Genomic DNA, 23,595 nt, shown 5'->3' with positions numbered 1-23,595 from the left:
CTCTAAGCGGAGCAGCAGTCTGATGGCTAGCTTCCGTTACACCGGCCGCAACGCGCAGGGCGCCAAGGTCAGCGGCGAACTCGACGGTGCCAACGCGGATTCCGTTGCCGGCGAGTTGCTGTCCCGGCAGATCACGCCGTTGACCATCGATGCCAGCGATGCTGGGGCCGTCGGTAGCGGCGATGCGCTGGCGCTGCTGCGCGACAAGCTGCGTCGCAAGCGGGTCGATCTGGACGAGCTGATCATCTTCAGCCGGCAGATGTACAGCCTGAGCAAGGCCGGCGTGCCGATCATCCGCGCCATCGGCGGCTTGGCCGAATCCAATCGAAACCTGTTCTTCCGACAGATCCTGCAGGACGTGCGCGCCAGCCTGGAAAGCGGCCAATCCATGGCCGTGGCCCTCAATGCGCACCCGAGAGTATTCAACAACCTGTTCGTCAGCATGGTCAGCGTCGGTGAGAACACCGGCCAGCTCGATCAGGCGTTCAAGCAGCTGGCGGCCTATCTGGAGCTCGAGCGCGAAACCCGCAAGCGCATCAAGCAGGCCACCCGCTACCCGATCTTCGTCATGGTCGCGATGGGGGTCGCCCTGGCGGTGATCAACCTGCTGGTGATTCCGGCTTTCGCCAAGGTATTCGCGCAATTCCACGCGCAGCTGCCCTGGGCGACGCGGGTGCTGATCGGCACCTCCAACTTCATGCGCGACTGGTGGTGGCTGCTTCTGTTCGGCATTGTCGGTGGGCTCTACGCCTTCTTCAAATGGATCGAGACCGATCCGGGCCGACTGCACTGGGATCGCATCAAACTGCGCCTGCCCATTGTCGGCGGCATCTTCGAACGCATCGCCCTGGCGCGCTTCACCCGCACCTTCGCGATGATGTACCGCGCCGGCGTGCCGTTGTTGCAGACCCTGTCGATCAACAGCGCCAGCGTCGGCAACCGGCATATCGGCCAAGCCATTCTCGGCATTCGCGAAAGCGTCGAACGTGGCGAAGCCTTGACACGCTCGGCGTACAACAGCGGCCTGTTCACCCCGCTGGTGCTGCAGATGATGGCCGTCGGCGAAGAAACCGGCGCCCTCGACGACCTGTTTATCGAAGTCGCCGATTTCTACGAACAGGAAGTCGACTACGACCTCAAGCAACTGGCCGACGCCATCGAGCCGATCCTTATCGTCTGCATGGGCGTGATGGTGCTGGTGCTGGCGCTCGGTGTGTTCCTGCCGATGTGGGAACTGGGCGCAGCGGCGCAGGGAAGAGGGTGACGGCGTACCGGCGGCCGTCTGTCGGCAGCCGACGAAACCAGCATGGCAATTGCTACTGAACGGAAATTGGAAAGGCTCATGACAGAAAACCGGCAACGCATGAACAAACCGCAAACAGGTTTCACGATGATCGAGTTGGTTGTGGTGATCGCGATCCTCGGCATCCTGGCCGCAGTAGCGCTTCCGCACTTCATCGATTCGGCCAAAGACGCTCACCGTGCCGCGGTGCGCAGCGCTGGCGGGGCGTTTACCTCGGCGGTGTCGCTCCTGCGCGGGCAATACGAGCTCAATCGCAATGGCGGCACCAACCTTTGCGTCGCCGGCAACTGCCAGATCAACGTGGCGGGCTATGGCAACGGAACGCTCGACGTCAACGCGGCCGGTTGGCCGGTAGGCACCGAGCGCAGTGGAACGCCGGGGATCAATACGGCCATGACCGCCGACGAATGCCGGCGGCTATGGGGCAACCTGCTGCAAGCATCGGCGCCCACGGTCAACGGGAACCAGGCGGCCTTCACCGCCACGGCCAACGGCACCCGCTGCCTGTACGCCTACACGCTCGATGGGGCTGACGACATCATCGAGTACAACGCCAATACCGGCGAAGTTTTCGTCACCTTCAACTGATTACACAACGGGAGCAACACCATGAAGAAGCAACAAAGCGGTTTCACCATGATCGAGCTGATTATGGTGATTGTGATACTGGGGATTTTGGCGGCGTTTGCGCTGCCGCGATTTGCGGATTTTGGTACTGATGCTCGGGTGGCTGCTATGCAGGGCATCGCTGGTTCGGTGAAGTCGGCGTCAGCTATTGCGCATGCCCAAGCGCTGGTGACCAAGCCGACCGGTAACACTATCACCTTGGAAGGAAAATCTATCGCAATGATTGGGACATATCCTGCAGCCACCAACGAGGGCATCGGCGAGGCTGCTCAACTTGAAACGAGCGGCGCTGACTATACCGTCACAGCAACTGGCAACGTTCTAACCGTGACCTCGAATGCAAACAGCAGTTGTTCTTTTACTTACACAACCAACTACACCGCTGCTGCCGGCACCACGGCGGCAGTTGATGCCGCTCCAGCCATCAACACGTCGAATGTGACCAAGGCCAGATGTAATTGATCCGCTAGTAGGCCGCTGGTGATTGGCTAAGGCCTTTTTATGTGCGTGGTCCGCTCAGCGTAGTCCGTCGATAAATGCATAAAAAAATAGGTATGCACTGTGGCCAATCCGGCTTCACCCTCGTCGAGCTGGTGCTGACCCTGGTCATCATCGGCATCCTCGCCGCTGTGGTGGGGCCGCGATTCTTTGACCGGCGGGTGTTCGATGAGCGCCTGTTTTTCGAAGAGACGGTCTCGGCCGTGCGTTACGCGCAGAAGCTAGCCTTGGCCAGCGGCTGCCTGACGCAGATCAGCCTGGGCGCGGGTGGCTACCAGCTGCGCCGTGCCGCGAACTGTACCTCCGGCGCTTATAGCGCTGAGGTGCAGGGGCCGGACGGCCAGATACCCTTTGCCAATACCGATTTGCCCGCAGGCGTCTCGGTATCGGCCACCAATTTCCCCGTGGTGTTCGACTCGCTGGGGCGCCCCTCCAGCGCGGCGAGCGCCACCATCGGTGCATTCACTTTCAGTGTGACCGCCGAAACCGGGCTGGTGCAATGAAGCGCCAGCAGGGTATGACGCTGATCGAGCTGGTGATCAGCATCATGATCATCGGGATTGCCGCAGCTGCGCTTTATTCGGCGATGGCATCCATGGTTGGCCGCTCTGCTGACCCCATGTTGCGCCAACAGAGCCTGACGATTGCCGAAGGCTACCTCGAAGAAATCCTCACGCAGCCCTACCTCGACCCGAGCAGCTTCAATACCGGAAGCTGTGCGGCGACAGTTGGCCTGCCACGTGCACGGTTCGACGACCTCTGTGATTACGCTGATTTGGATGATCAGGGCGCGCGCGATGCGGCGGGCAACGCCATCACCGGCTTGTCGGAGTATCGGGTACGGGTCGCTGTTGCCAATCTGGCTGACTGGAATGGAGTACTGGCCCGTCGCGTCGAGGTGACCGTTATCGATCCGTCCGGCCAGGCGCTGAAACTCGCCGGCATGCGGACCTGCTATGGCGAAATCGACGCTAGCGGCGTGGAGCGTTGCCCATGAAGCCAACGCGTGGTTTCACCCTCGTCGAGCTGGTCATCGTGATTGCGCTCAGCGCCATCGTCCTGGTGATGATCACGGTGGTGCTCAAGCGACCGCTGGATGCGTATGTCGACCAGAGCCGACGCGGCGAGCTGGTAGAACTGGCGTCTCTGGCTCTCAACCGAGCGGCGCGCGATATCCGCCTGGCGGTACCCAACTCGGTACGTCAGTCGGCCGACGGCCGCACGCTGGAAATGCTCAATATCCTCAATGCCGGCCGGTATGTCTCCAACCGGGCCGGGAGCGATAGCCTGCGCTTTTCCGCCGAGTTGAGTGGGTGCGAGACGGCCAATGGCCGTTGTGATGGTTTTCAGGTGCTGGATCCGAACTTCGATGTCAGCGGCGCCCGTTGGCTGGTGGTCTACAACCTGGGCGCCAGTAGCGGTGGCAACCCTTCGGCCGGGGCCAATGTGTGGGCCTATGCCAACCCGGGGGTGATCACACCCACTGGCGCTTCCTTCACTGCTGCAGCCAACGCCACCAGTCGCGAAACACAGGTAAGCCTGAATGGCCTGTCGGCCGCAGGATTCACCTTTGCGTATCCCTCACCGCAGCGGCGGTTCTATCTGGCTGACCAGGTCATCGGCTATCGCTGTGAACCGGCTGCCGAAGGTGGACAGTTGGCGCGCTATACCCGCACGACCCTGACGGCGACCGCACCGAGTACGTTGCCGGCGGATGCCGTGCGGGTGGCGCCCTACGTGACCGGCTGCCAGATCAACTACCAGCCAGGCACGCCACAGCGACCGGGATTGGTGACGCTGAGCCTGACACTCACGCGTGAGGGCGAATCCATCACCCTTCAACAACAGGTGAAAGTCGACAATGCGCCGTGAACGCGGGTTTTCGTTGGTGGCGGCCATGTTCGTGATGATCGTCGTTGCGCTGGCGGTGATTGGCATGGCGCGCCTGTCGATCAATACCGGCGGGTCCTTGAGTTTGTCACTGCAGCAGGCCCGCGCCTACCAGGCGGCGAGGGCCGGTCTTGAATGGGGCATCCGGCGTGCTGTGAAGGACGGCGCGTGTGCGGGCTCTGGCAGTCTTGCGTTGGACGGCACGCTGGCCGAATTTTCCGGCGTGTCGGTCAGTTGCGTAGCGACTGTCTATCCGGCTCGCGAGAACGGCAAGACGGTGACGATGTTCAGTGTCGACGCCGTTGCGCAAAACGCGCCGACGCCTGCGACTCGTCCGGATTATGCCTACAGGCGATTGCACGCGAGGGTCGAAGCCAGTGGGAACTAAGACTTCAGCAGTCATACGCAGCTTGCTGTTGTTGCTGTGCATGTCGCCTGGATTGGCATCTGCGGCGAACTATTCCTTTTATTGGTATTTCGGATACGGCACCAACGCACCCTGTACCGGTAATTGGTCTTACGATAGCGGGACTTTTTATTGCTCAGGGTCCGTGTCGCTGGGTAGCGGTGACACGCTTACCGCCGATTGGCCACTTGGCGATGTAAACGTTTCCGCGAGCGGCGGATTCGCTCTACGCGGCAACGTGATCGGCACGTCAAGCAGGTCCGTCTCGCTCAACTCTGGATACAGTCCGCTGACCGCTACGGGGACCAATACGGTCTACGGGTCGATGACTTCGACCAGTGGCGCGATATCTCTCACCACCACGACCGTGAACGGGGCGGTCGAGGCCGGCAGCGGCGGGGTGACCCTTGTCCGAACCGCGGTTACCGGCACGCTGTTAAGCAGTGGCGCTACGAGCCTGACGGACACGTCAATCAGCGGGACTGCCCGGGTCAACAACAACCTCACCGCAAGTGGCACGACTTTCAAAAGCAACCTGACGGTTACCGGAACGAGTCTGCTATCGGCAAGCACGCTTGAAGCCAACCTGGTAAATGGCGGCGATGTCACGGCGACCAGCGGCACGGTGATCGCGGGCAGTGTCAGCAATAGCTACGGCACTATCTTGGTAGAGGGTGGACGCGTCGGGGGCAGCGTTACGGGCCAGACGATTGTCGGTAACGCGGCGGTATTCGGTGGAGGCCTGGCTGCCACGTCGGGTGCTGTCACGGTTACTGGCGGATCTGTGACCGGTGCGATCAGCAGCAACTGCTGCCAGATCACTCTGACCGGTACCAACGTGACGGGTAACGTGACGGCGACGAGCAACAATATCGTTCTGAGCCGCACCACCCTGACGGGAAACATGAGCACCACCAACGAGGTCCGGCTCGACGACAGCGTTGTAAATGGCAACGTGACGGCGGCAACCTGGGGTAATACGACCATCACGGGTACCGGAAGCAGCCATGTCTATGGCGTTTGCACCCCAACGGCAACGACTCCGACCGACCTTTGCGACGGTGCCATCACGCCGAGCTGCCTGACGACCTCTGCTGACACCTTCGCTCGCTCAGTGCTGGGCAATGACTGGGTCGTCACCTCGCGCAGTGGAACCTTTGGGACGCCGAGGATCGTCAATGGTCGCCTGCGGATGACCGATGACACGGGCGATGCATCGACCGCTGCCACCGTGCAACGAACGTTTCCGGCCGCCAACAACCTCATCACCGTGACATTCAAGTACTTCGGTTACTCGAGCAAGAGCAGCCGTGGCGCCGACGGCATGGCATTGATCCTGTCGGACGCGAGTGTGACGCCGCAGCCCGGTGCGTTCGGCGGCTCCTTGGGGTATGCGCAAAAAACCGGCATACCCGGTTTCGCCGGCGGCTGGCTGGGCATCGGCCTCGACGAGTTCGGCAACTATTCCAATCCCACGGAAGGGCGTGTGGGTGGGGTGGGCTCGCGCAGCGATGCAGTAGCCATTCGAGGTTCCGGTAGCAGCGAATACGCCTATCTGACCGGCACCGGAAGCCTAGCGACGGGCATCGACAATGGCTCGGCCACCAGCACACCGAGCCCCGGACATCTCTATCGCATCACCGTCGATTCGCGTACGCCTGGCAAGACGCTGGTCAAGGTTGAGCGTGACACAGGCGGCACCGGCAACAATTACACCACCTTGATTGCGCCCTACGACGTGCGCACCAACAGCGGTCAAGGCGCCGTGCCGAAAGACTTCATGCTCAGCTTTACTGGCTCTACGGGCGGCAACGTCAATATTCACGAGCTGGATGACCTCCAGGTTTGCGCCAACAAAATGAATGCGGTGGGCGCGCAAATTGATCATTTCGAGATCTTCGCTCCACAGACGGGACTGACTTGTTCACCGATGCCGGTCACGGTCAAGGCTTGCCTGGATGCCGCGTGCTCGTTGTACACCGAGCCTGTGACCGCCACGGCCACGTTAACCGCAGCAAACAAGGGCGTAGTCAGCAGTGATACCCAGACCTTCACAGGTGGCACAGGGGCGTTTTCGCTGGCGCGTACGACCAGTGGCACCGTGACGCTGGGGGTAGGCGCTTCAACGCCAGCCGCCAAGCCGTATACCGAAACCAAATGCAAAATCGGCTCCGGGAGCCTGAGCGTCAATTGTGCCGTCGAGTTCGTCGATTCGGGCTTCGTGTTCGATATCCCCACGCAGCTATCCAACAAGCTCTCTGGCGAAGTGATGATCAACGCCGTCCGTAAGGACCAGACTACGCAACGCTGTGTGCCGGCGTTCCAAAAGGTCGACCGTGATCTGACGGTATGGTCGACCTACATCGAGCCCAATACCGGCGCCGGTCGGTCTCTGGAGGTCAACGGCACCCCTGTGTCCTCGAATGCGAGCGCCCCTACCACGATGCGCCTGAAGTTCAACGACAATGCGCAGGCGCCCATCAATGTCCGTTACAACGACGCCGGTAAGTTGGAGCTTAATGTGCGCTATACCGGTAGCGCGGCCAATAAGGATGCCGATTTGATCATGTCCGGCGCGAGGCAGTTCGTGGTCAAGCCGGTCGGGTTTTGTGTCAAACCCGCGGCCTGGAGCGACGCCACGACGACGACCTGTGCGGCGGGTGATGCAACGTGCCCGGCTTTCATCGCGGCGGGCGATGGCTTCCCGGTGCGCTTTCGGCCGGTGGGTTGGGAGTCGGACAGCGGCGACAGTGACTTGTGTGTCGGCAACCCAACCACGCCCAACTTTCGGCACAGCAATCTCGCGATCATCTCGGAGCTGGTCCAGCCATCCGGCGGTGCGGCGGGTACGCTTAGCCTGTTATCCAGCAATACCAGCCTCGACGGACGGACAACTTATGACCACTTGCCGGGTGCGTCCGGATACAGCGCTGCCAGCGCCGAGGTGGTGCAACAGGTGAAGTTTTCCGAGGTTGGGGTATTCCGCATGAAGGTTACCCCGCCAGCGGGTGGTTACCTCGATAACGAAACAGTGGCTGGAGGCCTTTCGGCCAATGTTGGTCGAGTAACGCCCGCTTATCTGGCTGCGGCGGGAAGTGGCAGCCTGGGTAATGTTTGCAGCAATGGCATTACCTACCAGGCCCAACCGTTGAGGATTACCGCAAAGCCTAGCCTGACGATTAGCGGCATGAATCGTAGTGGCATGGTGACTACCAATTACGACCGCGATATGTTCTGGCGTTTCGCAAGCAGCTGGGCGCCCACGTATTTTTCAAATACCGGCCGCGTGGCGTTGGATGCTCGCAAGCCAGGGGCTGGGCAGCCGGCATCGCTCGATTGCTCATCGGAGGCCAACAAGGCCAATTGCGTGGCGGCTAGGCTGGAAGCGAGCGGTTCGGCTTTCGGTAGCGTCTCCGACGTTGTGGGTGACGGGGCGAAAACCTTTCTGGCCCCTGACGATCTGGGGCTGCGTTATCTGCGGGCCGCCAGTCCGGGACCCGATGATCGCCAATTCGACGCAACCCTTTCTGTGTTCACGCCACGCGCCAAGCTTGTGGATTCGGATGGGATCTTCGTCGCCAGCGCCACGGCAACCAATACGCCGATCGACTACGCGTTTCCCATGAGTGGCGCATCGGTGGTTCTGGGCCGTTACCGGTTGACAGGGGCGTCCGGGCCAGAGGTTAGCCCGCTAAACCTGCCGCTTTACTTGGAACGTTGGAGCGGAACGGCTTTCGTCACCGATACCGCGCTGGCCGATGTGAATTGCACTGCGGTCAGCGAGGCGACACTGGACAATCCAACCGGCAGACTGACGGCTGGCAAGACCAGCGTCACGATTGGAGCAGCCTCGCAAGGCGTGAGATTCCTGACCCTGAGCGCGCCAGGCACCGGCAATGTCGGCACGCTGCAAGTGACTCCGCAGGTGCCCGGCTGGCTTTACTTCGACTGGTTGGGTAACGGCGCGACAAACCCCAGCGCGACCGCTAGCTTTGGCGGCTACGCTGGTGCCCGACCGCTGATCTTTCGCCGAGAGATTTATCGATAAACAGAGGGGCCGCTCACTGAGCGGCCCCCTTGTCATTCTGCTGTAAAAGAGGGGAATCCCTGGCCTGCCTGTACCAGGGCCCCCGAAACTGGTTATGACTGAGCTATTGCATCGGTCGTGCCAATTTCTGGAGATTGTCCGAATCCGCGTCGCTTCGGCCTATCTGAGCGCCGCTCCGGCAGGATAGGGCGGCTGAAAGCCACGGTTCGGGCGGGGTTCGGTGGCAGGCTTCAGGTTCGGCTGCCCGAGGAATAGCGCAACATGAAGGGCGCCCCGGGCGGCGTCGAGCTCGAAACGGGGCGTGCGCGCCTGTGGAAGGTGCTTCGTGCGCAGACGGTGCCCCGCTTTGGCGCAATCAGTTCTGTTCGGGCCAGACGCGCAGTGGAGCACCCTGGGTGGGCCAGAAGCGTAGTTGGTCGATCTTGGAGACATCCCAGCGCTCGATCTGCGAGAGCAGTTCGAGGAAGTGCTGTTCCTGCTTCATGATGTGCTCGGCGCACATCTTGCGCGTGCTTCCGATTTCGCTAAAGCGCAGCTTTTGGCCGTCGAGCCGGTAGCTGGCGAACCAGTGATTGCAGCCGGCGTTGCCGTACGCGCGGTCTTCGCTGAAGGTCAGCGAGACCGGATTACGTCCGACCACGGGTTCGTCGCCGATCCACTCGGCGATGTAGGTGACGTCGTTCTGCAGCGTCAGTGGCTCGACCGAGCAACCCGTAACGGACACCGCGGCCAAACCGACCATCAAGAGGGCTTTCATGCTTGCTCCCTCTGGCATGCAGGGCACAGGTGACGGCCGGCATTGTTCCTCCAGCCCAGTTCGGCGATCCGTGCTTCGGCGGCCGGGGCGCGGGCGGCTTCGCCCTTGGCGGCATCCACCGCGAACTCGAAGTCCAGTTGTTTGCCGCAGCCGTCGCAATCGACCTGCCAGTTGAGGATCGACAGTTCGCGGAATACGGGGCCAGTCGCTACAGCCATCCATTGACCGGGCGGATTGATCAGGTGGCGGACCTTGTCGACGGTCAGGCGCTGGGAGAGCTCGCGGCTGCCCTTGAGCGTGACGATCAGGACGTCGCCGGAGCGGACGTTGCCGCCGTTGCCGGTGACCTGGTAACGGCCCGGTGCCAGGGCGCGACATTCGGTGAGGGTGTGTCCGGGATTGAGCAGGGTGTAGCGGAAATCGTGTTCGGCCATGACTCGCGATCGATTGGTTTGGAGAGGGAGTTGCGCTGGGTGACCATGCTAGCACGGTCGGGCGTGGTGGCAGTGCTGGGTGCGAGCGTAGCGGTATTGGATAAGGCGATGGGGACTGAAGGGATGGCGGCGTGGCGAACTCTGCCCCCTCACCCCAGCCCTCTCCCCAGAGGGGAGAGGGGGCAGTCCGAGCTGATCTCGGGCGAGTGGGTGATCGAAGCCAAAGTCGAAGCCGAAGGAAAGACAAAGTCAAAGTCAGCCAAAGCCAAAGCCAAAGCCAAAGCCAAAGCCAAAGCCAAAGCCAAAGCCAAAGACAAAGATAAAGACAATGGCAAAGACGTCGTCGTCGGCGTTGTGCATGACGGCGATCTTCGTCAAAGCCAAAGCCAAAGGCAAAACCGAAGCCGAAGCCGAATGCAGAGCCAAACCTGAAGCCTGAAGCCTGAAGCCTGAAGCCTGAAGCCTGAAGCCTGAAGCCAAAAAAACTCAGGCAGAAAACGAGGCTGCGGTTGCGTTATTGCCCCGACTCGAAGGTCTCGTCTAGAAAGCGCTGCATATCCTGCCAGGAGCGTTCGTCGGCGGTCTGGTTGTACGCCACGTCGACGCCTTGTTTCTGGAATTTGTCGGCGCCGGGGTTGGTGAAGCCGTGCTTGGCGCCGGGCAGGGAGACGAGCCGGTAGTCGGCGCCGGCCTTGACCATTTCGGCGCTCAGCGCCGCGACGTCGTCAGCGCTGACCATGCTGTCGGCGGCGCCATGTTCGACCAGCACGCGTGCCTTTACGCTGCCGGGGGTGGCGCGGGTTTGGGTGGCCAGTGCGCCATGGAAGCTGACGACACCGTCGAGCGGGGCGCCTTGGCGCGCCATGTCCAGCACGACCTTGCCGCCGAAGCAGTAGCCAACCGCGGCAAGTTTCTCGGTATCGGTCTGCGCTTGCTGCTTGAGCAGGTCCAGCCCGGCATTGAAACGGCCCTTGGCGGCCTCGGCATCGGACAGCGCGGCCTTCATGAAGCTCATGGCGTCCTTGGGATGCTCGGTATGTTTGCCCTCGCCGTACATATCGATGGCCAGTGCGCTGTAGCCCAGTTCGGCAAGGTCACGAGCGCGGCTCTTGGCGTAGTCGTTGAGGCCCCACCACTCATGGACGACTACCACGCCGGGGCGCTTGCCTTCGATCGCATCATCGTAGGCGTAGTAGCCGATCATCTCGGTGCCATCGGCGGCGGTATAGGGGATTTCGCGGGTCTGGACTTCAGCATGGGCGACGGCGCTCATGGCCATCAATGTACCGAGCAGGTAGTAACGCATGGTGGTTTCCTTGTCGACGCTATCGAGGTGCTTCGATAAATAGCCGGAGTTCGGCCCGCGCGCAACCGGCAGTGACGGCGGGGCAGGGTTCACCGTGCCGGTTTCTCTGGCGGCTGACCTTGCGGCGCGGTAAGCATCGGTCGCGATGGAAGAGCGTCACGATGCGCTGACAAGGCTGCCGTCGCTCCCTGGGATCGAAAGTGGTTTCGGTCATGGCATCCGGCCCGGTCATCGCGACCGGACCGGTTGCGCCATTACCAGCCGGGCACGCCGTGCATGTCCGGCAGGCGGTGGGCGATGCCCTTATGGCAATCGATGCACGTGGCTTCGCCGTTGGCCAGGGCGGTGGAGTGAAACTTCGACGCACGCTGGGACTGTTTGGTGAAGTCCATGTAGTCGAAGTTGTGGCAGTTGCGGCATTCGAGCGAATCGTTGGACTTCAAGCGACGCCATTCGCGCTCGGCCATTTCGCGACGCATGCCGAGGAACTTCTCGCGCGTGTTGATGGTGCCGAAGATCTTGCCCCAGACCTCCTTCGATGCCTGCATCTTGCGTGCGATCTTGTCGGTCCATTTGTGCGGAACGTGACAGTCCGGACAGGTTGCCCGCACCCCCGAGCGGTTGCTGTAATGGATGGTGTCCTTGATCTCCATGTACACGTTGTCGCGCATTTCGTGGCAGGAAATACAGAAGGTTTCGGTGTTGGTCGCTTCCAGGGCAGTGTTGAATCCGCCCCAGAAAATGATGCCGGCAACGAACCCGCCGAGTGCCAGGGCGCCCAGGCTGTAGTGCACGCTGGGACGGCGTAGTACCGTCCAGTATCGCTTGAGAAACGACAGTATCGACTTCATCCGGGCGTCCTCACTGATCGTTCTGCTTGTTTTCGTGATAGAGCAGCTTGTCGATATTCTTGAAGTCGTTCTTCACCAGTGGCTTCACGTCCTGCTGCACGACATGGCATTGCGTGCAGAAATAGCGGCGAGGGGCGACGGTACCGAGCGTCTGGCCATCACGGTCGGAAAAATGCGTGATGCTGATCATCGGCGCCTGGGTACGCGCGCTGTTGGCGCGGCTGTGGCAGGACAGGCACTTGTTGCTGTTCCGGTCGATCTGATAGCCGCGAATCGTGTGCGGAATGGTGGGCGGTTGCTCCGGGTAGTTGCGCTCGCGTCGCAGGTCCTTGTTTTCTTCGTCCTTGAGCGGCGGTGGGGTGAACTCCTGAGTCAGGGTGCCGCCCGGGCGACGACCGTCCGGGGCCGGGGCATCCAATGGGTAATCGGGCCCGGCGGCAACCGCCAGGCCAAATACCGCGAGGAGGGTCAAAGGCAGTAAGCGAAATTTCATGGCGACTCTCCTCAGGCGATGCTGACCACTTCGATCTTCACGGCGCACTTCTTGTAGTCGGTTTGCTTGGAGATCGGGTCGGTAGCGTCGAGGGTGACCTTGTTGATCAGCTTGTTGGCGTCGAAGAAGGGCACGAAGATCAGGCCCTTCGGTGGCTTGTTGCGACCGCGGGTTTCGATGCGCGCCTGCATTTCGCCGCGGCGGCTGATCACTTTCACCACGCTGCCGCGGCGCGCTTTGAGATCACGCGCGTCGTCGGGGTGCATGTACACAAGCGCATCGGGGACCGCCTGGTACAGCTCGTCGACGCGCTGCGTCATGCTGCCGGTGTGCCAATGCTCCAATACACGCCCGGTGCTGAGCCAGAAGGGGTACTCCTCGTCCGGTACCTCAGCCGGCACTTCGTACGGCAGCGCAAAGATGATTGCCTTCTTGTCCGGGTAACCATAGAACTCGACGCCGGCGCCCTTGGCGACATAAGGGTCATAGCCCTCGCGGTAGCGCCAGCGGGTTTCCTTGCCATCCACCACCGGCCAACGCAGGCCGCGTTCCTGGTGATAGCGGTCGAAGTCCGCCAGGTCGTGACCATGGCCGCGGCCGAACTGGGCGTATTCCTCGAACAGTCCCTTCTGCACGTAGAATCCGTATTCCTCGGATTCCTGGTTGCGGTAACCCTCTTCGATATCAGATGTGGGGAAGCGGTCGACCTGACCGTTCTTGAACAGGACTTCGAACAGCGTCTTGCCCTTGAGCTCCGGCGCCTTGGCCAGCAGATCGGCGGGCCACACCTCATCGGTGGTGAAGCGCTTGGAAAACTCCATCAGCTGCCACAGGTCCGAGCGTGCCTCGCCGGGCGGCGAAACCAGCTGATGCCACACGTGGGTGCGACGTTCGGCATTGCCGTAAGCACCTTCCTTCTCCACCCACATGGCCGCCGGCAGGATCAGGTCGGCGGCCTGCGCGGAGACGGTGGGATAGACGTCGGAAACGATGACGAAGGTCTCGGGGTTGCGCCAGCCCGGCAGCACTTCCTGCATGATGTTGGGGCCGGCCTGCATGTTGTTGGTCACCTGGGTCCAGTAGACCTTGAGGTTGCCGTCCTTCAGCTCACGGCTCTGCTGGACGGCATGGAAGCCGGGCTTTTCCTGAATGGTGCCTTCGGGCAGTTTCCAGATCTTCTCGGCCACGGCGCGGTGCTTCGGATTGGTGACGACCATGTCCGCTGGTAAACGGTGAGAGAAGGTTCCGACTTCGCGCGCGGTGCCGCACGCCGACGGCTGGCCGGTCAGCGAGAACGGGCTATTGCCGGGTTCGCTGATTTTTCCGGTGAGCAGGTGGATGTTGTAGATCATGTTGTTCGCCCAGACACCGCGGGTGTGCTGGTTGAAGCCCATGGTCCAGAACGACATCACCTTGGTCTTGGGGTCGGCATAGAGTTCGGCCAGCGCCTTCAGGCGCTCAGCCGGCACGCCTGACTCGTGAGCTGCGTGTTCCAACGTGTAAGGCTTGAGGAATTCGGCGTAGTCCTCGAAGCTGATATCGGTCCAGCTGCCGGCAACGGCTGCGTTTTCCGCCTTCAATTCACGCGGGTCGGTGGGGCGCAGGCCGTAGCCGATGTTGGTCGCACCCTTGGCGAACTTGGTGTGGTTCTTGACGAAGTCCTGGTTGACCGCGCCGCTCTGAATGATGTGGTTGGCGATGTAGTTGAGAATCACCAGGTCGGTTTGCGGGTTGAAGACCATCGGGATGTCGGCCAGGTCGAAGCTGCGGTGTTCGAAGGTCGACATGACCGCGACCTTGACATGCGGCGCGCTCAGGCGGCGGTCGGTCACCCGGGTCCACAGGACCGGATGCATTTCAGCCATGTTCGAACCCCAGAGTACGAAGGCATCGGCCGCTTCGATATCGTCGTAGCAGCCCATGGGTTCGTCCATGCCGAAGGTGCGCATGAAGCCGACCGCGGCAGAAGCCATGCAGTGGCGGGCATTGGGGTCGAGGTTGTTGGAGCGAAAGCCCGCCTTCATCAGCTTGTTGGCCGCGTAGCCTTCCCAGACGGTCCATTGGCCGGAGCCGAACATGCCGACTGCACTCGGGCCGCTTTCTTTCAGGGCGGCCTTGTATTTCTCCTCCATGATGTCGAACGCCTGGTCCCAGCTCACTGGCTGGAACTCGCCCTGCTTGTCGTACCGCCCGTCCTTCATGCGCAGCAGTGGCTGCGTCAGGCGATCGGTGCCGTACATGATCTTCGAGAGAAAGTAACCCTTGACGCAGTTGATGCCGCGATTCACCTCGGCTTTCACGTCGCCGTGCGTGGCCACGACACGATCGCCGGCCGTGGCGACCATGACGCCACAGCCGGTGCCACAGAACCGGCAGGGCGCCTTGTTCCACTTGAGCGCGGTCGCTTCCGGATCGGTGACCAGGTTACTGGCGCTGGTGGCGATCGGCAGACCCGCCACACTGGCTGCGATGGCCGCGGCGTTGGCCTTGGCAAATTGACGTCGTGTGAGGCTCATTCAGGCTCTCCTTCGGGTGAGAGGAGTTCGTGGTAAATCAGGGCAGCGTTAAGCACGCCGGGCAGTTGTTGGATGTCGCGAATGGTGTCGAGGATAAGGCTCTCGTGTTCGGCTTCCAGGACGACCACCAGCTTGCCCGCTGGGCTTTCCTGATGCAGTTCGGTTCCAGGGAGCAGCACCAGGTTGCGTTTCACGGCGTCCAGCAGCTCAGGGCGGCAATGCACAAGCAAGCTGGCGATATGCAGAGCGTCGTGGTTCATTTTTTTAGTAAGGCTCCGCCTGCATTAAGGAAGGCAAGCTAAGGGGGGTGTTTGATCGGGTGTAAAAGCCTGGTATCAGCTTGGCGGGCCTGGCGGGCCGAAAAACAGCAGCTGGCTGAACCACACGATGAAGCCATAGCCGGCCACTATCGCGACGCTCAGAATGGGGAACAGGAAGACCAGCAGAAAAACGAACAGCCTCGTTTCTTCGGGCTTGCCTGGCATGTGGTCGGTGTCATCGGGCACTGCGTTCACCTTGTCTCTCCGACTGTTGCCGAAAGTCTAGGAAGCACAGACGGCTTAATCAAAGTCATTCGTCTACTAAACTTAAGGTTATAAGCAAATCGTGCATTTCCATTGATCTGGCTCAAGCAATACGGCGGATTCGGTGATCAATCCGCCAGGTGGTCGTTCTCAGCTGCCATTTCCGGCCCGGGTGTGGCGGTCTCGGTGGCGGGCCGCTTGCCAGCGAGCGTCCGGGCACGTCGTGTTGTGCTAGGCTGCGCGGCTTTTTGTGCTCCGTACGATAGGTACGGGCTTTGGGGTAAACGCATGTCGACTGACTCGTTCGATGGCACTCATCTCAAGCGCGGAACGTCCGCCTACCGTCGTGCGACGCTGGCATTGTTCTGTGCCGGTTTCGCCACCTTCGCCATCCTTTACTGCGTGCAGCCGTTGTTGCCGCTTCTGGCCTCGCATTTCTCCGTGTCGGCGGCTAACAGCAGTCTGGCCTTGTCGCTGACCACGTTGTCCCTTGCGGTGTGCCTGTTGGTGTCTGGCGGCCTGGCGGAAAGTTGGGGGCGCAAGCCGGTCATGGGGCTCGCTCTGGGGTTGGCTTGCCTGCTTGGTCTGGCCTGTGCAGCGGTGGAATCCTGGACGCTGTTACTCCTGCTGCGGGCCCTGCTGGGGCTCGCACTCAGCGGGCTGCCGGCATTGGCGATGGCCTATGTCGGCGAGGAGTTCGACCCTGAATCGCTGCCGGCGGCGATGGGCTTGTATATCGGCGGGACGGCGCTCGGTGGGCTGTTGGGGCGCTTGTTGTCTGGGTTGCTGAGCGACATCGGCGGCTGGCAGTTCGCGCTGGGCGCGATCGCCGTTCTCGGGATGGTCGCGCTGGGCCTGTTCGTCTGGCTGCTGCCGGCGTCACGGCATTTCAAGGCGCAACCCTTGTCGCTGCAAGGTCTGCTGGCCAACTTCGCCCGGCATTTGAGCGATCCCGTTTTACGCACGCTGTTCTTGCAGGCGTTCCTGCTGATGGGTGGCTTCGTTGCCTTGTTCAACTACATAGGCTTCCGCCTGGCAGGTGCGCCGTTCGGCCTTTCCTCGACGGTGATCGGCTTGCTGTTCGTCGTCTACCTGGCAGGCATTTTCAGCGCCGGTTGGGCTGGGCGACTGGTGCCGCGGTTCGGGGCGCGGACCGTTCTCCAGGCGGGTGTCGGACTCATGCTGTTAGGGGTGGGGTTGTGTTCCACGCCCTGGCTGGTGGCTATCGTCATCGGTCTGGCGCTGTTTACGCTGGGATTCTTCGCCGCGCATGCGGTCGCCAGCGGGCAGGTCGGCATTCATGCTTCGGGGGCCAAGGCGCAGGCTTCAGCGCTGTATCTGTGCGCCTACTACCTGGGGTCGAGCGTGGTGGGATATGCCGCGGGCTATGTCTGGGAACATGCCGGCTGGCTGCCGCTGATGGCCGTACTCGCAGCGCTGTTCGTGCTCGCCGCCTGGCGGGCCAGATCTCTATAGATTCGGCCGATTATTCGAGCCGTTGCTCGCCGCTGAATACCAGCGTGGCGCGGCAGCTACGGCAGAAATAACGACGCCCTTTACGAACCAGCGCATGCCGCTGCGAAGTGAAGGGGAAATCCTGACCGCTACAGGCGCAGCGGTAGATGTAGCGACTGACCGGGCGGCGGCTGACCTCATAGGTATGGCAGCGATCCGGCACGAGCTCGTAGACGCCGCGCATGATCAACTGCCATTCCTCGCCATGGGGCCGGATCCGACCGCCGAACATCTGATGCGCGATCAGATGAGCGACTTCGTGCGCTACGGTCTGCTTGAGGAAGTGCTCGCGGTTTTCTCGGTACAGCTGCGGGTTGAACCGCAACAGATTGGAGTTGAGGTGTGCGACGCCGGCTTTCTGCCCGCGTAGCTTGAAGCTGACCTGCGGGCGTTCGAAGCGCCGGTTGAAGAAGGTCTCGGCCTGTTGATAGCAGGCCTCGACACGGGCATGAAGCTGTTCGGGCATAGGGCCTCCGAAGAAGCCCGGAATTATGCCCCAACACGCCAGGCTGGCAACCGTTCAGAGACCGCCGGGCTCCTCCTGCGGACGTTCGTCCTGCGTCCCATAGCTCTGATTCTGCTGCACGGTCCGCTCGTAGTTGGGTTCGAGCGAAAGCGTCCAGAACAGAATCATGCTGACCAGCACCGTAACCAGTACCAGTAGGGCGACACCCCAGATCGAACTGGCATAGAGAAAGCTCTGCGAGTTGCGCTGGCGCATGAAGGCCGGCAGGCCAGTGAACAGCAGGTAGGTGGAGTAGATGCCGGCGATCAGCAGGACAATGGCCGCGAACCAGCGATTCGGGTACAGGCCGGTTACGCCGGCGACCAGAAACGGTGTGATCACGTATGCGATGAAACCGATGCACTGATTCAGATTCGGCCGTACTTCAAAGGCGCGCGCCATCCAGCGTACGAAGAAGCCCATGATCACCGTGCCGATGACGATGGTGACGTACAGCAGCAGGCACAGCTGGAAGGCGCTGGCGAAGTCGAGCCTGACCCGCTCCGCATCCACCAGGCTCCAACCCACAAAGGTGACTCCGATGAACAGGCATACGCTGGGAATCAGCGCCAGTAACAGCAGGTGCATCAGGTAGTGCAGGCTGTGGGCGTCCTCCTTCTGGCGAATGGTTTCCCAGGCGCGGTCCGGCCGGGTGAACAAGCTGATGAATTCTGGGGTCATGGAGCCTCCTGATGCCGATGCTTGAGCGCTGTTGTTGCTGATATAGACGCTCACGCTCGACAGGGATTCAAATCCATAACCGTTGGTTGGCGGGCGTGACGCTACGCCCATGCCTTGTCAGGTTGCGGACGGCGAAGTGGCGATACGCCAAATGACGATGCCGTTGGCAAAAAAAAACCGGCGTGAGCTATCACGCCGGCGGGATGAAGAGGAGGGCAGGTTCAGCGAACGTAGATCGGGCCGACCCCCATGCCCCACATGATCACCGACAGCGCGAGGATGGCGACCAGCACGACCAGGCCGACCGCCAGTATCGAGCTGGAGAACAGGAAGCCCTCGTCGGATGGGATGTTCATGAACGTCGGCAGGCCGACATAGAGCAGATAGGTGGTGTAACAGATCGCTGCCGTACCGACGATCATGCCCAGCCAGATGTGTGGATAGAGCGCAGCCAGACCACCAACGAACAGCGGCGTAGCCGTATAGGCCGCGAAAACGATGCATTGCACCAGGGTGGGGCTGGCATCGTAGGTACGCGACATCCAGTGAATGAAGGCTCCCATGACCCCGACGCCCGCGAGCATCGCGAGGTAAGACAGCAGGGTGAGTTGCATCGCGCTGCCTTCGGTGAGTTTCACCGCTTCGCCACCACCGATGCTCCAACCGACCTGGGTGGTGCCGATGAATGCCGATATGGCCGGTATTGCCGCCAGTACCATCACCTCTCCGAGGTGCAGATGGCCGACCTTGCGTTCTTCTCCGGTGATTTCCTGCCATTCCTGGCCAGGGTGAGCAAAGAGTCCCCAAACGTGATTGATCATGCCAGCGTCTCCTCAGTTTTGGAGGGTCGCTTCGCCTGGCGTGCCGTCAGTTGGACGGGCGTGCGACCTTAAGTCGCAGTATAGGAACTCGGCGATACGGCGCACCGGCGTTGGTTAGAGCGTTTGGAAGCTATCGTGCTAGCGGTAATAGCGTTGCAGTATTTCCATCGCCAGATTGATTGACTGCAGCCGAGCGGTGCTGCCACCCCGATCAGGGTGGTGGATGCTGACCAGCTGGCGATAACGGCGTTTGATGGTGTGCAGGCTCAGTGACGCGGCCTCCTTATCCAGCTCGAACAACTCGAGGGCCGCGCGCTTTTGCTCAGGGTCCCAGCCGCCGCTCGTCTCCGGGTCGTCGCCGCGCATCCTCGACCAGAAACTGGCCAGCAGGCGTTCCACCTCCGCTTCGTCGGTGTCGCGCAGGTTGCTCATGTTCAGGTAATAGTCGCGCAGCGGATCATTTTCGACGATGCCGGCGGCACCGGGCACGTAGGGCTGCAGCCGTACGCACAGAGGAGAAATCTGCAGGCTGTGGCTGGCCTCGCCCCAGAGCTGATCGCGCAGACCGTAGAGTGCGTTGAACACCAGAAAATGGGTGCGATACAGCACCAGCTTGTCGAGTAATGGCAGGTTGGGGATGTGAGTGCTGTGACGGGCCTTGAGCTGCTGGATCAGCTGGTATTCGCTGCAGCCCTCCGGCTGTTCTCGCAGCAATACGAATATCTGCTCGGCCAGGTCCATCTGCGGTTCGAGGTCTTCGTTCATGGCGGCTAGCCTAGCACAGGGCCAGCAGTGCAAAGAGCCGGATCGATGGGGTGGGGCGCGACGTGCTTTGCGCGTAAAATGCGCGCCTTTCGCATCTCACCCGGACACCAGACATGGGCAACCTTTCGGTCAACCAGAACAAACTGCAGAAGCGCCTGCGCCGCCTTGCCGGCGAGGCAGTCACCGATTTCAACATGATCGAGGACGGCGACAAGGTCATGGTCTGCCTGTCTGGCGGCAAGGACAGCTACACCATGCTCGATGTGCTGCTGTATCTGCAGAAGGTCGCGCCCATCAAGTTCGAGATCGTCGCGGTCAACATGGACCAGAAGCAGCCGGGGTTCCCCGAGCATGTGTTGCCGGCCTACCTCGAATCGATCGGCGTCGAGTACCACATCGTCGAAAAGGACACCTATTCGGTGGTCAAGGAGAAGATCCCCGAAGGCAAGACGACCTGCTCGCTGTGCTCGCGCCTGCGCCGTGGCACGCTCTATACCTTCGCCGACGAGATCGGTGCGACGAAGATGGCGCTGGGTCATCATCGCGACGACATCCTCGAGACCTTCTTTCTCAACATGTTCTACGGCGGCACGCTCAAGGCGATGCCGCCCAAGCTGTTGTCCGATGATGGCCGCAACGTGGTGATCCGGCCGCTGGCCTACTGCAGCGAGGCGGATATCGAAGCCTATTCGCAGATGAAGGAGTTTCCGATCATCCCGTGCAACCTCTGCGGCTCGCAGGAGAACCTGCAGCGACAGGTGGTCAAGGAAATGCTGCAGGAATGGGAGCGCAAATCGCCGGGCCGCGTCGAGATCATGTTCCGCGCCCTGCAGAACGTGGTGCCGTCGCAGCTGGCCGACCGCAATCTGTTCGACTTCACCAGTCTGCGCATCGACGACAGCGCCACGCCTCGTTTTCTCGATGTAATGGCGTTGTAAGGCGCAGCGCTGACGTAGCGGCTGGTCCGCTGAGCCGGGTTGGCGGGCTGAAGCCCACGATTGAGCCTAGCTGGTCCGCCAAGGGCAGAACCGCAGGTGGGAGCGGTCTTGACCGCGAATGGGTTTGTACCGGAGCCCGGTTTATTAGCGGTCGAGACCGCTCCCACGAGCCGCTTCAGCTCACCGCATGGCCCTTGAGCTTGCCGCCTGGTGCTTGCCGCAGTAAGGTAATCGCCATTCAGGAGCTCACGATGTCCCCCAGCCTCGCCTTCCTCTCTCACGCAAACGCCGGTGCCACTCGCGCCGCGATTGCGGGTGTGCAGCAGGTTGCGACCGCTGGTTATTACTTTGGGTATTGGTTTAGCCACAGGCGCGCCTGATACCCCACAGGCGCCCTAGCAAGCAGGGTCGCCACCAGAGCAGTTTTCGAACCCCCGGTCGGCCACCCGACCGGGGGTTTTGTTTTTTTGGCCATTCATTGGCCCAACGCAACGAGGAATACGCCATGACCACCTACCGCACCGACCGTTATTACCGCTATGACTGGCGATTTAGCCGCTTCGACGCCAAACGGACATCACGCGAACGAACACCCGACTAGCGCCGCCGCGGACCACCCGCGCCGGCAGAAGGAACCGCCAGATCATGAATGCATCCGCCACCGCCATTGCCAACCACCCCCCGGCCTTTTCCGCCGAAACCATTTCCACCCGCCGCAGCGCGCAGCCGCTGCCCAGCCCCGCCGTATTGCGGCAACGTCTGCCCTTGAGTGACGCGCTTGCCGCACGTATCCATGACGACCGCAACGCCATCCGCGCTGTGCTCGACGGACGCGATCCACGCCTTCTCGTCGTCATCGGGCCCTGTTCCCTGCACGATCCTGCCGCCGCGCTCGAGTACGCCGAACGTTTGGCCACACTTGCGCCCGAAGTCAGCGATCAGCTGCTGCTGGTGATGCGTGCCTACGTGGAAAAACCGCGAACCACGGTCGGCTGGAAAGGGCTGATGTACGACCCGCACCTGGACGGCAGCGGCAACATGGCCGAGGGGCTGCACCTGTCGCGCCGCCTGATGCTGGACATTCTCCAGGCCGGCCTGCCGATCGCCACCGAACTGCTGCAGCCGCTTGCGACCGGGTACTTCGACGATCTGCTCGGCTGGGCGGCGATCGGTGCGCGCACCAGCGAATCGCAGATACATCGTGAGCTGGTCAGCGGGCTGGATCTGCCGGTGGGCTTCAAGAACGGCACCGACGGTGGCCTGGGTGTCGCCTGCGATGCCATGCGTTCAGCGGAACATCCGCACCAGCACTTCGGCATCGACGATCTCGGCCATCCGGCACTTCTGCAGACGCGCGGCAATCCGGACACCCATCTGGTGCTGCGCGGCGGCCACGGCGTACCCAACTACGACGCGGCCAGTGTCGCTGCTGCTCGTCGCACATTGGAGAAGCAGGGCATCGCCTCGCGCATCATGGTCGATTGCAGCCATGCCAACAGCGGCAAGAACCCGCTGCGCCAGCCCGCGGTGCTCCAATCGGTCATCGAACAGCGCCTGGCTGGTGACATGAGCCTGCGTGGCGTCATGCTGGAGAGCCACCTGTTCGACGGCTGCCAGCCGCTCGCCGCTGAATTGCGCTATGGCGTATCGATCACCGATGGCTGCCTGGGCTGGGCGGCGACGGAGCACATGCTGCGCAAGGCGGCGCAGCAGTTGCGCGACTGACCGGAGGTCGCCGCAGCGTGGAGGCGGGCAGGCACGCGAATAACGTCCTGCTCGTAGCGTGGACAACGCGAAGCTTGTCCACCGTCTGCGTTGGTGTCGGACAAATGCGGCGCGTGCCATGGGGTGCCACCAGCCGGCGCCATTTCATCTGCTGGAGCGGGCTTGCCGGTACGCATTTCGCCGGGACCGGCCTATGCCAACTCCTCCAGCCGCTGCTGCTCAGACGGAGCCGCTCCCATGGCGGCGGACTTGCGAGGCCGGCTCGTCACCGGCACCCTGTGCCGCTGCCGTCGCCACCGGATACCCACATGCACGACTACAAATGGCTGCACGAATACTGTCTCAACCGTTTCGGCTCGGCCGCCGCGCTCGAAGCACGCCTGCCGCAACCGCGCAGTGCCGCTGAATTGCGCAGCGTGTCGGACGATCGCTACCTCTCGCTGATCAGCCTTCGAATCTTCCGGGCTGGGCTCAAGCACAGCCTGGTGGACGCCAAATGGCCGGCCTTCGAGGAGGTGTTTTTCCGCTTCGATCCGGAGAAACTGGTGCTCATGGGTGGCGAGCACATCGAGCGGTTGATGCAGGACGCGCGCATCATCCGTCACCTGGGCAAGCTCAAGAGCGTGCCGCGCAACGCGCAGTTCGTCCTCGACGTGGCGAAGGAGCATGGCAGCTTCGGCAACCTCATCGCCGAATGGCCGGTGACGGACATCGTCGGCCTGTGGCGCTATCTCGCCAAGCGAGGTAGCCAGCTCGGTGGCCTCTCGGCGCCGCGTTTGCTGCGCATGGCCGGCAAGGATACGTTTATCCCGAGCAACGATGTCGTCGCCGCCCTCAAGGCGCAGAAGGTGGTCGACAAGGTGCCCAGCAGCCAGCGTGATCAGGCTGCAGTGCAAGCCGTATTCAACCAGTGGCATAGCGAGAGCGGCCGTCCGATGTGCCAGCTGTCGGCCATGCTGGCGTTCACGGTCAACCATTGAGGCGGCCGCGTG

At 61.8% G+C, this 23,595-nt stretch carries 25 protein-coding genes; 13 read left to right on the top strand and 12 right to left on the bottom strand.

Annotated features, from left to right (window positions below; genetic code table 11):
* The first annotated feature begins 22 nt into the window (after positions 1–22).
* The 8 genes from KCX70_RS14350 to KCX70_RS14315 all read left to right on the top strand — a co-directional run bounded on the left by KCX70_RS14350 (position 23) and on the right by KCX70_RS14315 (position 8,772).
* Complete coding sequence (locus tag KCX70_RS14350; RefSeq protein ID WP_212617956.1) at positions 23–1,264, top strand: type II secretion system F family protein; 1,242 nt, start codon at positions 23–25, stop codon at positions 1,262–1,264.
* A gap of 126 nt (positions 1,265–1,390) precedes the next feature.
* Complete coding sequence (locus tag KCX70_RS14345; protein WP_272876410.1) at positions 1,391–1,891, top strand: type II secretion system protein; 501 nt, start codon at positions 1,391–1,393, stop codon at positions 1,889–1,891.
* 21 nt (positions 1,892–1,912) lie between these two features.
* Positions 1,913–2,392: a pilin gene (locus KCX70_RS23440; protein ID WP_021208415.1), complete on the top strand. Its 480-nt coding sequence runs from the start codon at positions 1,913–1,915 to the stop codon at positions 2,390–2,392.
* A 92-nt stretch (positions 2,393–2,484) separates the two neighbouring features.
* Positions 2,485–2,931 carry a pilus assembly FimT family protein gene (locus KCX70_RS14335; protein WP_212617954.1) on the top strand — a complete coding sequence of 149 codons (447 nt, stop codon included), beginning with the start codon at positions 2,485–2,487 and terminating at the stop codon, positions 2,929–2,931.
* Positions 2,928–3,425, top strand: a complete 498-nt coding sequence (locus tag KCX70_RS14330; RefSeq protein ID WP_021208417.1) for a prepilin-type N-terminal cleavage/methylation domain-containing protein — start codon at positions 2,928–2,930, stop codon at positions 3,423–3,425. Before KCX70_RS14335 ends, KCX70_RS14330 begins: the two co-directional genes overlap by 4 nt.
* Positions 3,422–4,300, top strand: a complete 879-nt coding sequence (locus KCX70_RS14325; protein WP_021208418.1) for a PulJ/GspJ family protein — start codon at positions 3,422–3,424, stop codon at positions 4,298–4,300. Before KCX70_RS14330 ends, KCX70_RS14325 begins: the two co-directional genes overlap by 4 nt.
* Positions 4,290–4,706, top strand: coding sequence for a hypothetical protein (locus KCX70_RS14320; protein WP_212617953.1), 417 nt, complete (start codon positions 4,290–4,292; stop codon positions 4,704–4,706). The genes KCX70_RS14325 and KCX70_RS14320 overlap by 11 nt, the downstream gene beginning before the upstream one ends.
* Before the next feature lie 343 nt (positions 4,707–5,049).
* Complete coding sequence (locus tag KCX70_RS14315; protein ID WP_249121645.1) at positions 5,050–8,772, top strand: DUF6701 domain-containing protein; 3,723 nt, start codon at positions 5,050–5,052, stop codon at positions 8,770–8,772.
* A 355-nt stretch (positions 8,773–9,127) separates the two neighbouring features.
* Here KCX70_RS14315 and KCX70_RS14310 read toward each other — a convergent pair whose 3' ends face one another.
* Both KCX70_RS14310 and KCX70_RS14305 read right to left on the bottom strand, forming a co-directional pair.
* Positions 9,128–9,529 carry an META domain-containing protein gene (locus KCX70_RS14310; RefSeq protein ID WP_212617952.1) on the bottom strand — a complete coding sequence of 134 codons (402 nt, stop codon included), beginning with the start codon at positions 9,527–9,529 and terminating at the stop codon, positions 9,128–9,130.
* Positions 9,526–9,963: a hypothetical protein gene (locus tag KCX70_RS14305; protein ID WP_212617951.1), complete on the bottom strand. Its 438-nt coding sequence runs from the start codon at positions 9,961–9,963 to the stop codon at positions 9,526–9,528. Before KCX70_RS14305 ends, KCX70_RS14310 begins: the two co-directional genes overlap by 4 nt.
* A gap of 30 nt (positions 9,964–9,993) precedes the next feature.
* Here KCX70_RS14305 and KCX70_RS14300 point away from each other — a divergent pair, with 30 nt between their 5' ends.
* Positions 9,994–10,395, top strand: coding sequence for a hypothetical protein (locus KCX70_RS14300; protein ID WP_212617950.1), 402 nt, complete (start codon positions 9,994–9,996; stop codon positions 10,393–10,395).
* An 82-nt stretch (positions 10,396–10,477) separates the two neighbouring features.
* Here KCX70_RS14300 and KCX70_RS14295 read toward each other — a convergent pair whose 3' ends face one another.
* The 6 genes from KCX70_RS14295 to KCX70_RS14270 form a co-directional block, all read right to left on the bottom strand.
* A complete protein-coding gene (locus tag KCX70_RS14295) occupies positions 10,478–11,269 on the bottom strand; it encodes a dienelactone hydrolase family protein (protein ID WP_102852165.1) in 792 nt (263 codons plus the stop codon).
* 254 nt (positions 11,270–11,523) lie between these two features.
* Positions 11,524–12,120 carry a cytochrome c3 family protein gene (locus KCX70_RS14290; protein ID WP_212617949.1) on the bottom strand — a complete coding sequence of 199 codons (597 nt, stop codon included), beginning with the start codon at positions 12,118–12,120 and terminating at the stop codon, positions 11,524–11,526.
* Positions 12,121–12,130: 10 nt separating this feature from the next.
* A complete protein-coding gene (locus KCX70_RS14285; protein WP_212617948.1) occupies positions 12,131–12,613 on the bottom strand; it encodes a nitrate reductase cytochrome c-type subunit in 483 nt (160 codons plus the stop codon).
* Positions 12,614–12,624: 11 nt separating this feature from the next.
* Positions 12,625–15,129, bottom strand: coding sequence for a nitrate reductase catalytic subunit NapA (napA, locus tag KCX70_RS14280; protein WP_021208427.1), 2,505 nt, complete (start codon positions 15,127–15,129; stop codon positions 12,625–12,627).
* Positions 15,126–15,389: a chaperone NapD gene (locus KCX70_RS14275; RefSeq protein WP_021208428.1), complete on the bottom strand. Its 264-nt coding sequence runs from the start codon at positions 15,387–15,389 to the stop codon at positions 15,126–15,128. The genes napA and KCX70_RS14275 overlap by 4 nt, the downstream gene beginning before the upstream one ends.
* A gap of 75 nt (positions 15,390–15,464) precedes the next feature.
* Positions 15,465–15,614 carry a periplasmic nitrate reductase, NapE protein gene (locus KCX70_RS14270; protein ID WP_031311054.1) on the bottom strand — a complete coding sequence of 50 codons (150 nt, stop codon included), beginning with the start codon at positions 15,612–15,614 and terminating at the stop codon, positions 15,465–15,467.
* A 327-nt stretch (positions 15,615–15,941) separates the two neighbouring features.
* Between KCX70_RS14270 and KCX70_RS14265 the strand changes: the two genes are divergently transcribed.
* Positions 15,942–17,129, top strand: a complete 1,188-nt coding sequence (locus tag KCX70_RS14265; RefSeq protein ID WP_021208430.1) for an MFS transporter — start codon at positions 15,942–15,944, stop codon at positions 17,127–17,129.
* Positions 17,130–17,139: 10 nt separating this feature from the next.
* Here the strand turns inward: KCX70_RS14265 and KCX70_RS14260 are convergent, their stop codons facing one another.
* The 4 genes from KCX70_RS14260 to KCX70_RS14245 all read right to left on the bottom strand — a co-directional run bounded on the left by KCX70_RS14260 (position 17,140) and on the right by KCX70_RS14245 (position 19,940).
* Complete coding sequence (locus KCX70_RS14260) at positions 17,140–17,634, bottom strand: SprT family zinc-dependent metalloprotease (protein WP_021208431.1); 495 nt, start codon at positions 17,632–17,634, stop codon at positions 17,140–17,142.
* Between the two features lie 54 nt (positions 17,635–17,688).
* Positions 17,689–18,354, bottom strand: a complete 666-nt coding sequence (locus KCX70_RS14255; RefSeq protein WP_102852162.1) for a Yip1 family protein — start codon at positions 18,352–18,354, stop codon at positions 17,689–17,691.
* A gap of 221 nt (positions 18,355–18,575) precedes the next feature.
* Entirely contained in the window at positions 18,576–19,175 is a 600-nt protein-coding gene (locus KCX70_RS14250; RefSeq protein ID WP_021208433.1) for a Yip1 family protein, read from the bottom strand.
* Between the two features lie 138 nt (positions 19,176–19,313).
* Positions 19,314–19,940 (bottom strand): DNA-J related domain-containing protein, encoded by a 627-nt coding sequence (locus tag KCX70_RS14245; protein WP_212617947.1) that lies wholly within the window; start codon positions 19,938–19,940, stop codon positions 19,314–19,316.
* A gap of 113 nt (positions 19,941–20,053) precedes the next feature.
* Between KCX70_RS14245 and ttcA the strand changes: the two genes are divergently transcribed.
* From ttcA to KCX70_RS14230, 3 genes are all read left to right on the top strand, one after another.
* Positions 20,054–20,878 (top strand): tRNA 2-thiocytidine(32) synthetase TtcA, encoded by an 825-nt coding sequence (gene ttcA / locus KCX70_RS14240; RefSeq protein WP_021208435.1) that lies wholly within the window; start codon positions 20,054–20,056, stop codon positions 20,876–20,878.
* Positions 20,879–21,523: 645 nt separating this feature from the next.
* The gene (locus KCX70_RS14235) at positions 21,524–22,603 is read left to right on the top strand and encodes a 3-deoxy-7-phosphoheptulonate synthase (RefSeq protein ID WP_212617946.1); all 1,080 of its coding nucleotides are present in this window, start codon (positions 21,524–21,526) and stop codon (positions 22,601–22,603) included.
* Positions 22,604–22,911: 308 nt separating this feature from the next.
* On the top strand, positions 22,912–23,583 hold the full coding sequence (locus KCX70_RS14230; protein WP_212617945.1) for a DNA-3-methyladenine glycosylase I: 672 nt from the start codon (positions 22,912–22,914) through the stop codon (positions 23,581–23,583).
* Positions 23,584–23,595: the final 12 nt, after the last annotated feature.

This window comes from Stutzerimonas stutzeri (assembly GCF_018138085.1).
GTDB lineage: Bacteria > Pseudomonadota > Gammaproteobacteria > Pseudomonadales > Pseudomonadaceae > Stutzerimonas > Stutzerimonas stutzeri_AI.
The sequence above is the reverse complement of the archived record's forward strand: the minus strand, read 5'-3'. Positions and strand labels throughout refer to the sequence as shown.